General features: G+C 64.6%; 11 protein-coding genes. 2 read left to right on the top strand and 9 right to left on the bottom strand.

Going from position 1 to position 13396, the window contains the following annotated elements; genetic code table 11:
* Window positions 1-142 precede the first annotated feature (142 nt).
* From kduD to BLR66_RS08905, 8 genes are all read right to left on the bottom strand, one after another.
* Entirely contained in the window at window positions 143-901 is a 759-nt protein-coding gene (kduD, locus tag BLR66_RS08940) for a 2-dehydro-3-deoxy-D-gluconate 5-dehydrogenase KduD (RefSeq protein WP_093283627.1), read from the bottom strand.
* A 143-nt stretch (window positions 902-1044) separates the two neighbouring features.
* Window positions 1045-1893, bottom strand: coding sequence for a 5-dehydro-4-deoxy-D-glucuronate isomerase (gene kduI, locus BLR66_RS08935; protein ID WP_093283623.1), 849 nt, complete (start codon window positions 1891-1893; stop codon window positions 1045-1047).
* A 454-nt stretch (window positions 1894-2347) separates the two neighbouring features.
* Window positions 2348-3379: a LacI family DNA-binding transcriptional regulator gene (locus tag BLR66_RS08930; protein WP_343123920.1), complete on the bottom strand. Its 1032-nt coding sequence runs from the start codon at window positions 3377-3379 to the stop codon at window positions 2348-2350.
* Window positions 3380-3452: 73 nt separating this feature from the next.
* Window positions 3453-5003, bottom strand: a complete 1551-nt coding sequence (locus BLR66_RS08925) for a family 43 glycosylhydrolase (protein ID WP_093284628.1) — start codon at window positions 5001-5003, stop codon at window positions 3453-3455.
* A 38-nt stretch (window positions 5004-5041) separates the two neighbouring features.
* Window positions 5042-6325 carry a TRAP transporter large permease gene (locus BLR66_RS08920; RefSeq protein WP_093283614.1) on the bottom strand — a complete coding sequence of 428 codons (1284 nt, stop codon included), beginning with the start codon at window positions 6323-6325 and terminating at the stop codon, window positions 5042-5044.
* Window positions 6325-6840 carry a TRAP transporter small permease gene (locus tag BLR66_RS08915; protein WP_093283610.1) on the bottom strand — a complete coding sequence of 172 codons (516 nt, stop codon included), beginning with the start codon at window positions 6838-6840 and terminating at the stop codon, window positions 6325-6327. The genes BLR66_RS08920 and BLR66_RS08915 overlap by 1 nt, the downstream gene beginning before the upstream one ends.
* Window positions 6841-6887: 47 nt before the next feature.
* Entirely contained in the window at window positions 6888-7889 is a 1002-nt protein-coding gene (locus BLR66_RS08910) for a TRAP transporter substrate-binding protein (protein WP_093283606.1), read from the bottom strand.
* The gene (locus BLR66_RS08905) at window positions 7886-8728 is read right to left on the bottom strand and encodes a 2-keto-4-pentenoate hydratase (protein ID WP_093284623.1); all 843 of its coding nucleotides are present in this window, start codon (window positions 8726-8728) and stop codon (window positions 7886-7888) included. The genes BLR66_RS08910 and BLR66_RS08905 overlap by 4 nt, the downstream gene beginning before the upstream one ends.
* 172 nt (window positions 8729-8900) lie before the next feature.
* Here BLR66_RS08905 and BLR66_RS08900 point away from each other — a divergent pair, with 172 nt between their 5' ends.
* A complete protein-coding gene (locus tag BLR66_RS08900) occupies window positions 8901-10253 on the top strand; it encodes a pectate lyase family protein (protein WP_093283601.1) in 1353 nt (450 codons plus the stop codon).
* A gap of 83 nt (window positions 10254-10336) precedes the next feature.
* Window positions 10337-11860: a carboxylesterase/lipase family protein gene (locus tag BLR66_RS08895; RefSeq protein WP_255402389.1), complete on the top strand. Its 1524-nt coding sequence runs from the start codon at window positions 10337-10339 to the stop codon at window positions 11858-11860.
* A 163-nt stretch (window positions 11861-12023) separates the two neighbouring features.
* Here BLR66_RS08895 and BLR66_RS08890 read toward each other — a convergent pair whose 3' ends face one another.
* Window positions 12024-13367 (bottom strand): pectate lyase family protein, encoded by a 1344-nt coding sequence (locus tag BLR66_RS08890; protein ID WP_093283590.1) that lies wholly within the window; start codon window positions 13365-13367, stop codon window positions 12024-12026.
* Window positions 13368-13396: the final 29 nt, after the last annotated feature.

Raw genomic sequence — 13396 nt, 5'->3', positions numbered from 1 at the left:
GAACAATAGCCACCTCAGCATATCGATTCGCCTCCAGATTTGAATCAGGATGTGAGCCGGGCGTGGGAGCGGCCTCCGGCCGCGAGCTCTTCCGGTGGTGGATGCAAAAGGCTCGCGGCCGGAGGCCGCTCCCACGAGTTCGCTAGCGGGCCAGCCAGCCGCCATCGACTGGAATCACCGCGCCGTTGACATAGTCCGATGCGCGCGAAGCCAGGAACACGGCGGTGCCGCCCAGATCCGCCGGCTCGCCCCAGCGGCTGGCCGGAATGCGGTCCAGGATCGCTTTGCTGCGCTCGGCGTCGGCGCGCAGCTGCGCGGTGTTGTCGGTGGCCATGTAGCCGGGCGCGATGGCGTTGATGTTGATGCCCTTGGCGGCCCATTCGTTGGCCAGCAAACGGGTGATGCCGGCGATGCCGGATTTGCTGGCGGTATACGAGGGCACGCGGATGCCGCCCTGGAACGACAGCATGGAAGCGATGTTGATGATCTTGCCGCTGCCCTGTGCGATGAAATGCTTGCCTGCGGCCTGCGACATGAAGAAGGCGCCCTTGATATTGACGTTCATCACGTCGTCCCAATCCTTTTCGCTGAACTCCACCGCATCGGCACGGCGGATCAGGCCGGCGTTGTTGACCAGGATGTGCAGGCCGCCGAGACCTTTCATGGTTTCGGCGACGATGCGTTCGACCGGCTCGATGCTGCTGAGGTTGGCTTCGATGTTGAGGAAGCGACGTCCCAGCGCCTTCACTTTTTCCTCGGTCTCGGTGGCGGCCACGATGCCTGCGCCAGCGATGTCGGCGCCCGCTTCGGCAAGCGCCAGTGCGATGCCCTGACCAAGACCGGTGTTGGCGCCGGTAACCAGTGCCACCTTGCCTTGCAGACTGAATGGGTTGCTTGCCATGGGTTGCCTCGATGAGTGGGTTGGTTTCGGCTGCGATTTTCCGCTGTGATTTATTTTGTAGAGCCGAGCTTGCTCGGCTGCTTCTGGCTTGCGGGTAAGGCTTCAGCCGAGCAAGCTCGGCTCTACAAAGACTAAGGTCTGCGTTACTTGAGCTGGCAGATGTCGAGCACGTTCATATCGGTGTAGTCCAGGTTTTCGCCGCCCATCGCCCAGATGAAGCAGTAGTTGCTGGTGCCCGATCCCATATGGATGGACCACGGCGGCGACACCACCGCCTCGCTATCGGCCACCACGATATGGCGCTGCGCGTCGGGTTCGCCCATGAAGTGGTAGATGCGGTCGTTGTCGCCCAGGTCGAAGTAGAAGTAGACCTCGCTGCGGCGGTCGTGCAGATGCGGCGGCATGGTGTTCCAGACGCTGCCGGTCTTGAGCACGGTCAGGCCCAGCAGCAACTGCGAGGATTGGCAGGTGGCCGGCACGATGTACTGGTAGATGGTGCGTTCGTTGCTGGTTTCCAGCGATCCGCGTTCCAGCGAAACCGCGTTGGCGATGGCCAGCGGCTTGGTCTCGAAGCGCGCATGCGCCGGCGTGGAGGTCAGGTAGTAGCGCGCAGGATTGGCGGCGTCGTCCGAGGCGAAAGACACGTCCGCGCTGCCCATGGCCACGTACAGGCCGTCCTTCGGTCCCAGCGTGTAGGTGGTGCCATCCACTGTGACCTTGCCCGTGCCTGCTCCGACATTGATCACCCCCAGTTCGCGGCGCTCCAGGAACGGTTTGCCCGCGGCCGAAGCCGGTTCGGTCTGACGCGGCAGGTCGATGGCTTTGGAAATGGGCGCGGCGCCGCCGATCACGAAGCGCTCGTTGTGCGAATAGTTGAGCTGCACGGTATCGGCCACGAACAGGCCGCTGATCAGGTAGCGGTCGCGCAGCTGGTCGTTGCTGGCGCCGTCCATCATGTCGGGGTGGGTGGCGTGGTAGGTCTTGCAGTACATGGTCGGCTCCGGGCATGAGGGCGGCAGGAGCTGCGCGCCGGCAGGGAAGACTGGATTCTAGTGGGTTTGGTAACCGGTGTCATTTCGCGGTGCGGCAGAGGATATACATGTGGAAACCGGCATCAGGGCTGTTGCTGTTGTTTTGCCCCCTTTGGAAAAGGGGGCTACGGGGGATTTGCTCTTGGCGCGAACAGCAAATCCCCCTCGATCCCCCTTTTCCAAAGGGGGAGGTAGACGTCGCCGCTGACGCTACCGCCTGGATTCATTCCGGCGGTTGGCAGGAGTCGCGGATGACCAGGTGCGGGCGCACGCTGGCGGCGAAAGGCAGTTGCTTTGCCCCCTTTGGAAAAGGGGGCTTACGGGGGATTTGCTCTTGGCGCGAACAGCAAATCCCCCTCGATCCCCCTTTTTCAAAGGGGGAGGTAGACGCCGCCGCTGACGCTACCGCCTGGATTCATTCCGGCGGTTGGCAGGAATCGCGGATAACCAGGTGCGGGCGCACGCTGGCGGCGGACAGGGTGGAGGTGGCGTCCGGCTGCACCAGCATGGAAGCGGCCAGCCGTCCCGTGTCGCGGGTGGGGCGACGCACGGAGGTCAGCGAAGGCCACAGGCGCGAGGCCAGGGGGCTGTCGTCGAAGCCCACCACCGACAGCTGTTGGGGAATATGGATGCCCGAACGCATGGCGACCTTGTACACGCCGGCGGCCATCTCGTCGTTGCCGGTGAAGATGGCGGTGGGGCGCTGCTTGCCGGCCAGCAGTTTTTCGGCGGCCGAGACGCCAGATTCGAAGGTATAGCCCGCCTCCACGATCCTGGATTTCGGCAGCTCCAAGCCGTAGCGGCCGAGTCCTTCGACGAAGCCGGCGGTGCGTTCCAGCGCCGAACGGTAGTTGCCGGGGCCGGTGATCAATGCGATGTCGCGGTGGCCCAGCATGTGCAGGTAATCGGCCGCTTCGGTGGCGCCGTCGCGGTCGTGGGTGACCACCATGCGCGACATGTCGTCCATCGCCACCGGCGCGATGCGCACGTAGCGGCAGCCGATCTCAAGCAGCATGTCGGCCAGCGCCTGGTCTTCGGAAACACGCGGAACCAGCATGATTCCATGCAGTTTCTGCTGCTGCGCGAAACGGCGCACGCCATCGATATAGTTGGGGCTGCGGCTGTCGCAGGGGTGCACCACCAATTCGAAACCCGAATCGCGGATGGCGTCCAGCGCGCCGTACTGCATGTTGACGATGTACTGCGCGGTCGGATTGTCGTAGACCATGCCGATCAGGAACGACTTGCGGAAGGCGAGTCCGCGCGCCATCGGATCGGGCGAATACCCGACCTCGCGCATCAGCGCTTCCACTTTCTCCCGCGTGTCCTTACGCACCAGCGGCGAGTGGTTGATGATGCGCGACACGGTTTTCTTGGAAACCCCGGACAGCCGCGCGATGTCGTTGATCGTCGATGCCTTGCCGGAACCGGTCGGCTTGGCGGGCATTTCGGGCTTCTTGCGCGCGGGCATGGACGTCACTGTCTGAAGGGAGGGTCTGAGTGGATTCTAGCCCGCGCCGTCAGTCCAGCGCGCGGTAGCGGAAATGGCGGAAACGCACCGCGCCATCGCCCGCGGCGTACAGCGACGGTTTCAGGGCCAGGAAGCCGCCGGCGACGTTGTGGTGGTAGCCGGAGACTTCCATCTGCACCGGGTACTTGGTCCAGGCGACGCCGTCGGGGCTGCTGTGGATGGTGAGGACATGGCGGTCGTTGGTGACCCGCAGCCATAGCCGGCCGCCTTTCGCGCTGGCCGCAAGCGTCGCCGGGCGTTCGGTTCCATAGCGGTGCATGATGAAGTTCTCGCCATTGCTGCCCACGCCCGCGTACAGCTTGTCGTTGTAGAACAGCAGGGCACCGCCCTGCGCCCCGGGCTCGATCTCCATTTCGACTTCGAACTGGTAAGCCAGGTCGCCGGCGATGAAGCCCAGCGGCGAGCTGTCGCGCGGAGAGGTCCCCTTTCCGCGCATGGTCATGGCTCCGTCGCCGAAACCCAGCCGCGCGTACTCATCGGTTGCCGGTTTGAAGAACGCCCATTGCGGACCGAGCTTGCCACCCGAGAAGTCGTCCGACAGCGGCATGCCATGGGCGCCCGACGCGGTGCCCGCGGGCTTGCGGATCGGTCGGCTCAGGTCGCCGCCCTTGGCGACGAACCAGCCGTCGTCGGTCCATTCGATGGGCTCCAGCAACGCCTGTCTGCCCAGCGTCCAGAAATCGTGCTCGTAGCCGTGGTAGATCATCCACCACTGGCCTGCGACATCTTCCACCAGGGTGGCGTGGCCGCGCGACCACCAGTATTCGTCCCTGGATTCGGTACGCACTACCGGATTGTTGGGCGCGTTCTGCCACGGGCCGTGGATCGAACGCGAGCGCGCGACGATGACCATGTGCCCGGTCGGCGGGCCTGCGGTGCCGCCGACCGCGGTGATCATGTAGTACCAGCCGTTGTGGCGGGTGATCTTGGGGCCTTCCTGCGCGTAGCCTTCCACGTCCCATGATTCGGGGTACTTCCAACCATCGTAGACGTGCTTGATTTCGCCGACGGTGCTCAGGCCGTCGTCGGCCAGCCGCACATAATCGCCGCCGCTGAGGAACAGATAGCGCTTGCCGTCTTCGCCCACGGCATGGCCGGGATCGATATGGCCGGACAGGCCGATGTCGATGGGTTCGCTCCAGGGTCCGCGGATGTCGTCTGCCCAGACCACGAAGTTGCTCCGCGTGCTGCCTTCGGTGCCGCCGCGGCGCGCGGGAAAATAAATGTAGTAACGCCCTTCGTGCTCGACCAGGTCGGGCGCCCAGATCGATCCGACATTGGTCTTGATGCCATGCCCGATCGGCTGCCAGTTGATCAGATCACGCGAATGCCAGATGGGCAGGCCGGGATAGGCTTCGAATGAAGACAGCGTCAGGTAATAGTCTTCGCCATCGCGCAGTACCGACGGATCCGGATGATCGCCGGACAGCACCGGGTTGAGGAAGTTGCCGTTGCCCAGGTCGGCCTGGCGCTGGTTTTCGATGCCGCGCTTCCACTGCGGCTCGTCCGCTGCGGATGCCAGCGCCGGCAGGACCAGCAGCGACAGCGTGGCCAGCAGCGCTCGTAGTCTTCCCCGACTCACGACTTCAGCACCGATGGCAACCACAGCGACAGCTCAGGCACGAACGCGACCACCAGCAGCACGGCCAGTGCGGACAGCCAGAACGGCCAGATGGTGCGCAGGCATTCGCCGATGCTGATCTTGCCGATGGCGGTGCCGACGAACAACACCGAGCCCAGCGGCGGCGTGATCAGGCTGATGCCGCCCTTCAGAATCAGGATCACACCGAAGTGGATGGGGTCGATGCCGATGGCCTTGGCCAGCGGCAGGAAGATCGGCGTGCAGATGATGATCATCGGCGCCAGATCCATGAACGTGCCCAGCACCAGCAGGATCAGGATCATCAACAGCAGCATCAGGTTCTTGTCGGTGGTCAGCCCCGTAAGCAATTCCACCGCTGCCGAAGGCACCTGCAGATAGGCCAGCAGCCAGCCGAAAGCGGCGGCCGAGGCGATCACCAGCAGGATCATGCCGGTGGTGCGCGCGGCATGGGCCATGGTGCCGAGGAAGTCCTGCCAGGCCAGGTTGCGGTAGATCACCGCGGTGACGAACAGCGCATAGACCACCGCGATCGCCGCGCTTTCCACCGCCGTGAAGATGCCCGCTTTGATGCCGACGAAGATCAGCGCGACCAACAACAGGCCGGGAAGCGCGGAAACGAAACGGCGTAGGACCACGCCGAAGCCCGGAAAAAGTTCCACCACATAACCGCGGCGTTTGGCGATGACATAGGTAGTGCCCATCAGGGTGAGCGTCATCAGCAGCGCGGGAAAGATGCCCGCCGCGAACAAGTCGGCGATGGAGATGCTGCCGCCGGCCGAAGCCGAATACAGGATCAGGTTGTGCGAGGGCGGCACCAGCAGCGCGACCAGCGCTGCGGTCATGGTCACGTTGACCGCGAAATCGCGGTCGAAGCCGCGCTTGACCATCTGCGGAATCATCGCCCCGCCCACCGCCGATACGTCGGCGATGGCCGAGCCGGAAACGCCGCCGAAGAACAGCGAAGACAACACGCTGACCTGCCCCAGACCGCCGCGCACATGGCCGACCAGGGAAGAGGCCAGTCCTATCAAGCGTTCCGATATGCCGCCGCGCAGCATGATTTCGCCGGCGAATATGAAAAGCGGTATCGCCAGTAGCGATGCGGAGGCCGCGCCGGTAGCGGTCTGTTGCGCCACCACTATCGCCGGCAGCCCAAGGTAGACGAGCGTCGCCAGCGAAGCGGTGAACAGGGAGAACGCCACCGGGACTCCCATGATCAGCAGTCCCAGGAAAACCAGGAAAAGGATTGCGATAGCCATTATTCGCTCCGTTCCGCGATGGCCGTGCTCGCGAACAGCGTGCCCGCGAACAGATGGTGGAGGGAAAACACTGCGATCAACACGCCGCCCAGGCACAGCGGCAGATAGAACGTACCTTCGGGAATGCGCGCACCGGCCATGGGCACTTCCCAACTGTCGGCGGTGAGTACCGCCCCCCACCAGGCCAGCAGCGCGCCTACGGTCGCGATCACCAGGTGGCTGAAGCCGCGCATCGCGCGCGCCACGCGCGGAGGCGCGGCGTCGCGCGCGATGAAAAAGCCGAAATGCGATTCCGCACGCACGCCGACCGCCGCGCCGAACATCATCGCGGTGTTGAGCAGCAGCAGCGCCACCGGCTCGGTCCAGTCCGGGGAGGCATTCAATACGTAACGCGCGAATACCTGCCACGCCTGCACCGCCGCCATGCTGACCAGCGCCAATCCGGCTATCCAGGTGGTGAGGCGCGCAAGCTTGTCCAGCCAGCCCGAAGGGGAATTCGTTTTTGTGTCGCTCATCGGTTCTCCCGGCGATGCAGGCGGTGTTTCGAAAGTTTTTTACGCAGTCACGCCGAGGCGCGCACGTATTCGTAAAGACGCGCCAGTTGGGGTTCGCGCAAGTATTCGCGGGTGATGCCGGCAGTGGCGGCGCGCATGGCTTCGCGGTCCACGGCATTGACCTTGACGCCGCCGGCGATGATCGCTTCGCGCGCCTTGCTCTCCGAGCTGTCCCACAAGCCGCGCGCGTAGGGCACCGAAGCCGCCGCAGCCTCGCGGATCAGATCGCGGTCCTTCGGTGCCATCCGCTCGTAGGCGGTGCGCGACATCAGCAGCACGTCCGGCGTAAAGGTGTGCTGGGACTCGGACCAGTAATGCGCCGCTTCGAACTGCCGACTCGAATGGAAGCTCTTGATGTTGTTCTCGGCGCCATCGATCAGATGCGTCTGCAGCGCGGAGAAAACTTCGCCATACGGCAATGGAGTCGCATTGGCGCCCAGTGCGTGGATAAGACGCACGAATATCTCCGACACCGGCACGCGCAGCTTGAGGCCGCGCAGATCGTCGGGGGTATGGATCGGCCGCTTGGTGTTGTAGATGCTGCGCGAGCCCGAATCGTAGAAGGCCAGCCCCACCAGATCGCGGCGTTCGAAACTACCCAGCAACGATTTGCCCAGCGCGCCGTCCAGCGTACGGCGCAGGTGCGGCGTCGAGTCGATCAGGAACGGCAGCGACAGGATGCGGGTGGCGGGCACGGAGTCGTTCATCGTGGCCAGGTACACGCGCGTCAGCGCCAGCGCGTTGAAACGCACCAGGTCGACGGTGACCGTTTCCCGGCCCAGTTGTCCGGAATGGTAGACCAGCGTATCCAAGCGCCCATCGGTCCGCTCGCTCAGATAGCGGCCGATCCAGCGCACCGCTTCCACGGTCGGATAGCCGTCCACATGGACGTCCGACGCGCGCAGCAACTGCGGCGAAGCGGTGGCGGCGTTGGCCGGCTTGCTGCCTGCCGTCAACGCGGCGATACCGGCGCCAATGCCGGTGGCCAGGAATCTGCGGCGATCGATCATGCCTGCCGGCCTCTGGACTCATTCGCATCGGCAGGCTTGGCCGCGTGCGCGCGGCAGGTGATATCGCCGAAGCCGGCGAAGCTGATGCGCGCCGACTGCCCCACGGCGATGTCGTGGATGCCGGTCGCATTGCCGGTGGCGATCAGGTCGCCGGCTTTGAGCGGGCGACCGCGCTTGGCCGAACGCGACAATGCGAATGCGTACGCCGCCCGCAATCCACCGGGCAGGGTGGTTGCGCCGCCGCTACCCACCAGGCGCTCTTCGATGAAGGTATGGCAAGTGAGTTCGGCTTCGGGTATCGCCAGCCATCCGGGAATCTCCCGCCCCAGGATCAGCCCATTGTTGTTGCCGAAATCGGAAACGACCACACGCGGCCCCAGAATATTGATGGTCGCCAGAGGACTGCTGGCGATTTCGACGCCGATATGCAGCGTGGCGGGCAGGGCAGCGGCTTCCGCGGGCGTCCATTCGGTTTTGTCGGCTGGCGCATCGGCCTGCAGACGCAATACGTACTCTGCCTCGACCGCCGCAAAGCCGCCAGCGAACACCGGAAACCCTACATTGCCACCGATAGCATCCAGAAGTCCCGCCGAGAAGATGGGACCCAGCAGGCGGTCGTCGCCGGAGCTGTCGCGCCTTTCGGCGGCGATGAAGCCGACTTTCCAGCCGACTACACGGTCCGGCCAGAGCGAAATCGCCAGATCCTGCACCTGATAGGCGGTAACCAGGTCGGCGGGGATGCTGCCGGGGAAATCGGGCAATGACGCCCCCCGTACCCGCGCTTCGACGAAGCTGCCGGCGATTTTCGCCAGATCCTGAGATCCGGGTGTCGTTTCCAGAACGCTGTCGCCGGTAGTCAAGCGGCCTCTCCCAATGGTCTTGTTTTGTTGCACTGCCGATGGACAGCAGGGGTCGGTGGCTTGTATATGGTAAACCGGTGTCATTTACAATACGCACCGCCGCAAAGCCGAACGGCGCGCGATAACCTGTCCACTCCTGGGAGGGAGCCGAATGAAGTTCACCCGCGCCATCCGCTTGGCCCTGTGCCGCCCCTTGGCCGTCGCCGCGACCGCCATTTCCCTGCTTGTGCCGCTGGCGGCCAGCGCGGCGGCCGCCGACGCGCCGCTGGCCTTCCCTGGCGCCCAGGGCTGGGCGGCGCACGCCACCGGCGGCCGGGGCGGCGAGATCCTCCGCGTCACCACGCTGTCCGGCGACGGCCCCGGTTCGTTCGCAGAAGCGGTCAACAGCAAAGGGCCGCGCATCGTGGTTTTCGAAGTGGGCGGGGTCATCGACCTGGGCGCCAAGACCCTGCGCATCGTCGAACCCGACCTGACCATCGCCGGCCAGACCGCGCCTTCGCCCGGCATCACCCTGATCCGCGGCGGCATCGACATCGCCGCCAGCAACGTCATCGTGCGCCACATCCGCGTGCGTCCCGGCTCCACCGGCGCGGCGCGCATGGCCGGCCTGGATTTCGACGCCATTTCCACCGTCGGTGCGCACGACGTGATCGTCGACCACTGCACGCTGACCTGGGCCACCGACGAAAACCTTTCCGCCTCCGGCAAGCGCTTCGCCGGCAACGATCCCGAAGAAAACGCCGCCGCCACTTCGCATCGCATCACCTTCAGCAACAACATCATCGCCGAAGGCCTGGCCCATTCCACCCACGCCAAGGGCGAACACTCCAAGGGTTCGCTGATCCACGACCATGTGCGCGACATTCTCATCGTCGGCAACCTGTACGCGCACAACTACGAACGCAATCCGCTGTTCAAGGGCGGCGTGCGCGGGCAGGTGATCAACAACCTGATCTACAACCCCGGCCAGCGCGCGGCGCATTACAACCTGATCGCCGAAGAATGGCAGGGCCACGATTACGAAACCGGGCAGATGGTGCTGCGCGGCAACGCGATGCGCGCCGGGCCTTCCACCCAGGATCTGGCTTTCTTCATGATCGGCGGTTCGGGCGATATCGATCTGTTCGCCCAGGACAACCTGCTGGTCGACCGCGTAGGCCGGCACAAGATCGATGCCGAAGGCAGCTACACCAACGCGCCGGTCAAAGTGAATGCGCTCAAGCGCGCGCCGGAACTGCCGTTCGGCGTGAACCTGCTGGCTTCTGCGCAAGTGCAGGACGCGGTGATCGCCAACGCGGGTGCGCGGCCTTGGGATCGCGACGATACCGATCGCCGCATCGTAGCCGACACCATCGAAGGACGCGGCGCCATCATCGACAACGAAAGCGAAGTGGGCGGCTATCCCAAGCAGAAAGAAACCCGCCAGGCTTTCGTAGAAGGCGATTGGGACTTAAGCACGATGGAGCCGCTGAAGCCGTTGCAGCGGCGCGAACCGCTGAAATAAGCCGCATGGAGGCGGGTCGAAGGGCTTTTCTGCAGCGGGCCGCGCTGATTGGCGCAGCGACAAGCACGCCGCTGTCGCTGGCCATGGCGGGGGAAGCGGCAACGCTGGCTAAAACGCGCAGCGGCCGCATCGCCGGCTATCGCGATCATGGCGTGCATGTGTTCAAGGGCGTTCCCTACGGCGCGGATACCGCGCCGCACCGGTTCAGGCCAGCGTTGCAGGAACCGGCCTGGCGCGGCGTGCGCGATGCTACGCAGCATGGCGCCAGCGCGCCGCAGCATGGCAGTGACGGGCCGGGCAACGACGGACCGGGCAGCGAGGATTGCCTGTTCCTCAACGTCTACACGCCGGGCCTGCGCGATGGCGGCAAGCGGCCGATCCTGTTCTACATTCATGGCGGCGGCTACAACAATGGTTCGGGCAGCAGCCCGCTGTATGACGGCGTCAATCTGTGCCGTCGTGGCGATGTAGTGGTGATCACGGTCAATCACCGCCTCAATGCATTCGGGTACCTGTATCTGGCGGAGCTCGGCGGCGAGGATCTTCAATGGTCGGGCAACGTCGGTCAGCTGGATCTGGTGCAGGCGCTGCACTGGGTCCGCGAGCATGCGCATGAATTCGGGGGCGACGCCGGCAATGTCACCGTGTTCGGCCAGTCCGGCGGCGGCGCCAAGATCGCCACGCTGATGGCGATGCCGGCGGCGCAGGGCCTGTTCCATCGCGCCATGACCATGAGCGGCCAGCAGGTCACGGCCGCCGGCCCGCGCGCGGCTACGCAGCGCACGCAGCTGTTTCTGGATGCGCTGAAAATCGCGCCGCACGAAATCGATAGGCTGCGCACCGTACCGGTGGAGAAGATCCTGGAGGCGGCACGCACGCGCGACCCTTCGCGAATCGAGGACACCAGCCTGTATCTGGGCCCGGTAATGGATGCGCGCAGCCTGCACCGGCATCCGTTCTATCCCGATGCGCCACCGCAATCGGCGCATGTTCCCATGATCATCGGCAATACCCATGACGAGACGCGCGCCTTCCTGGGCAACGATCCGGACAATTTCGCCCTGAGTTGGGAGCAATTGCCGAAGAAACTGCAGGCACAGCAGTACACGGACATCCTTCCGGAAGTGGTCATCGCCGAGTACCGGCGGATGTACCCGGATTACACGCCATCGCAAGTGTTCTTCGCCGCGACGACCGCAGGACGTTCCTGGCGCGGCGCCGTGGAAGAAGCAGAGGCGCGTGCGCGCCAGGGATCGCCGGCCTGGGTTTACCAGCTCGATTGGGGTTCGCCGCTGGACGGCGGCAAGTTCGGCGCCTTCCATACCCTGGATATTCCACTGGTGTTCGACAACATCGCCCAGCCCGGTTCGCGTACCGGCACCGGAGCGCAGGCGCAGCAGGTTGCCGCTCAGATGAGCCAGGCGCTGTTGGCCTTCGCGCGGCGAGGCGATCCCAATCATGCCGGCCTGCCGCGATGGCACCCCTATACGTTGGAAGCGCGCGAAACGATGGTATTCGACAGTCGGTCCAGATTGGAGAACGATCCGCGGGGCGGCGAACGCAAGCTTTACCAGCGCGCGCCTTTCATACAGCGTGGCACGATGTAGACGGCGTTGATCGCTGCACAAGCAAAGCCAAGCAGACGCCCACCTCTCATCGCTTCCGACGCATGCCGGAACGGATGGCGGGACCCGTCCCGACCGATGCGTCAGAAGCCGCGGCGCGCCATCGGCCCGGGCGCATGAAACAGATTTCGCATCGAAGGCCTGCTCACCTGAATGGCCCGGCGCCGCGAATCACGGCGACGGGGACTTTGCCGGCCGGAGTGATCGGACCATGCAGGCTAGGCGCCCAATCCACGTTTCCGATCAGGCTGTCGCCATTGGCAGCGTTGTAGGACGCGACTACATCGACCGCGCTGTTCTGCGAAACCCCGTTGAGCAGTGTGCCGGTGGCGAAGATGCGGGTGCCATTGAGCCGTTCGATGAACAGGTCGGGCGTCACAGCGTCGCCGACGCGGAAATGGTTCTGCTCGGCATAGATCTGGGATTCGATGCCGACGCCCCAGCTGTAGCCGTAGTTCGCTGCGCCTTCGTCGCTGAGCTTGTAATGGTTGCTGTACAGATGCACTTGGCCATAGCGCACCCGCGGTACCCGCTGACCGACGTCCTGGAAGAGATTGTGGTGCAGGGTGAGGCGGAGTTTGCCGCGGTCCGCCACCGCGCCGTCTGACGAACCGACCAGCATGGTCTTGTCGTGGTTGCTGAAACGGTTCCAGGAAATGGTGACCAGGTCCGATTCGTTGGTCACGTCCAGCAGGCCGTCGTGCACTTCATAGAGACGTCCGAAATGGGTAGGCAGCGTTTCGTTGGCGGTGGCGACGTCGCCGAAGCTGTTGTGGTCTATCCAGACATGGGTGGCATTGCGCACCGAAATGACGTCGTACAGCGAGTTCCAGTTGCCGGTACTGCCGTCGTTCGGCGCCCATTGCGGGAAGCAGTCGTAGGTGTCCTCGAATGCCAGATTGCGGATGATCACGTTCATCGGCGTGTTGCCGCTGGTGCTGCTGGGGCGCACGTCGAACCAGGCGCCCAGTACGCGCGCATCGCGGCCCACGCCGACGATCGTGGTGTTGGCCGGAATGCGGATGCGCACCCGCGATTGCTGCGCGGCCGCCGAAGCCGCCCGGGCGCGCTCCAGCGGGCCGCTGGGATTCACACGACCCCACGTGGCGGGATCGTATTCCTGCAGGAAGGCTGCCAGCGAATAGGGCGTGCCGGTCTGCGGGTCGTTGCGCTGGTAGTCGGCGCAGCTCAGCGGCCGATTGTCGATGTCGACGTTGGCATCTATGGTGCCTTCGATCTCGATGATCTTCGGCGTGGCGTCCGGGAAGGCCAGTGCCGCGACCAGTTCGTTGCGGTTGCGCACGCGATGCACGCGCGCCGGCGCCGCGGCGGAGCCGCCAGTGGTGCCATTGGGCAGCGCTGCCACAGGCAGAGAAGCCCAGCCATCGCCGGCGGGCAGCACCTGGCGGCCAAGATCGGTCGCCCGGGCGGCACTGGCCGACGCGCACATCAGCGCACCAAAAAGCAGGATCGTGTTTGCGTTTCTCATCGGTAGTCTCCGGATAAGCCACGTGGAAG

Source organism: Pseudoxanthomonas sp. CF125 (genome assembly GCF_900104085.1).
GTDB lineage: Bacteria > Pseudomonadota > Gammaproteobacteria > Xanthomonadales > Xanthomonadaceae > Pseudoxanthomonas_A.
The sequence above is the reverse complement of the archived record's forward strand: the minus strand, read 5'-3'. Positions and strand labels throughout refer to the sequence as shown.

Coding starts and splice junctions, on each gene's coding strand:
- BLR66_RS08915 (WP_093283610.1), bottom strand. CDS start 6,840: ATGAGCGACACAAAAACGAATTCCCCTTCGGGCTGGCTGGACAAGCTT.
- kduI (WP_093283623.1), bottom strand. CDS start 1,893: ATGTACTGCAAGACCTACCACGCCACCCACCCCGACATGATGGACGGC.
- BLR66_RS08920 (WP_093283614.1), bottom strand. CDS start 6,325: ATGGCTATCGCAATCCTTTTCCTGGTTTTCCTGGGACTGCTGATCATG.
- kduD (WP_093283627.1), bottom strand. CDS start 901: ATGGCAAGCAACCCATTCAGTCTGCAAGGCAAGGTGGCACTGGTTACC.
- BLR66_RS08890 (WP_093283590.1), bottom strand. CDS start 13,367: ATGAGAAACGCAAACACGATCCTGCTTTTTGGTGCGCTGATGTGCGCG.
- BLR66_RS08910 (WP_093283606.1), bottom strand. CDS start 7,889: ATGATCGATCGCCGCAGATTCCTGGCCACCGGCATTGGCGCCGGTATC.
- BLR66_RS08900 (WP_093283601.1), top strand. CDS start 8,901: ATGAAGTTCACCCGCGCCATCCGCTTGGCCCTGTGCCGCCCCTTGGCC.
- BLR66_RS08895 (WP_255402389.1), top strand. CDS start 10,337: ATGGCGGGGGAAGCGGCAACGCTGGCTAAAACGCGCAGCGGCCGCATC.
- BLR66_RS08930 (WP_343123920.1), bottom strand. CDS start 3,379: ATGCCCGCCAAGCCGACCGGTTCCGGCAAGGCATCGACGATCAACGAC.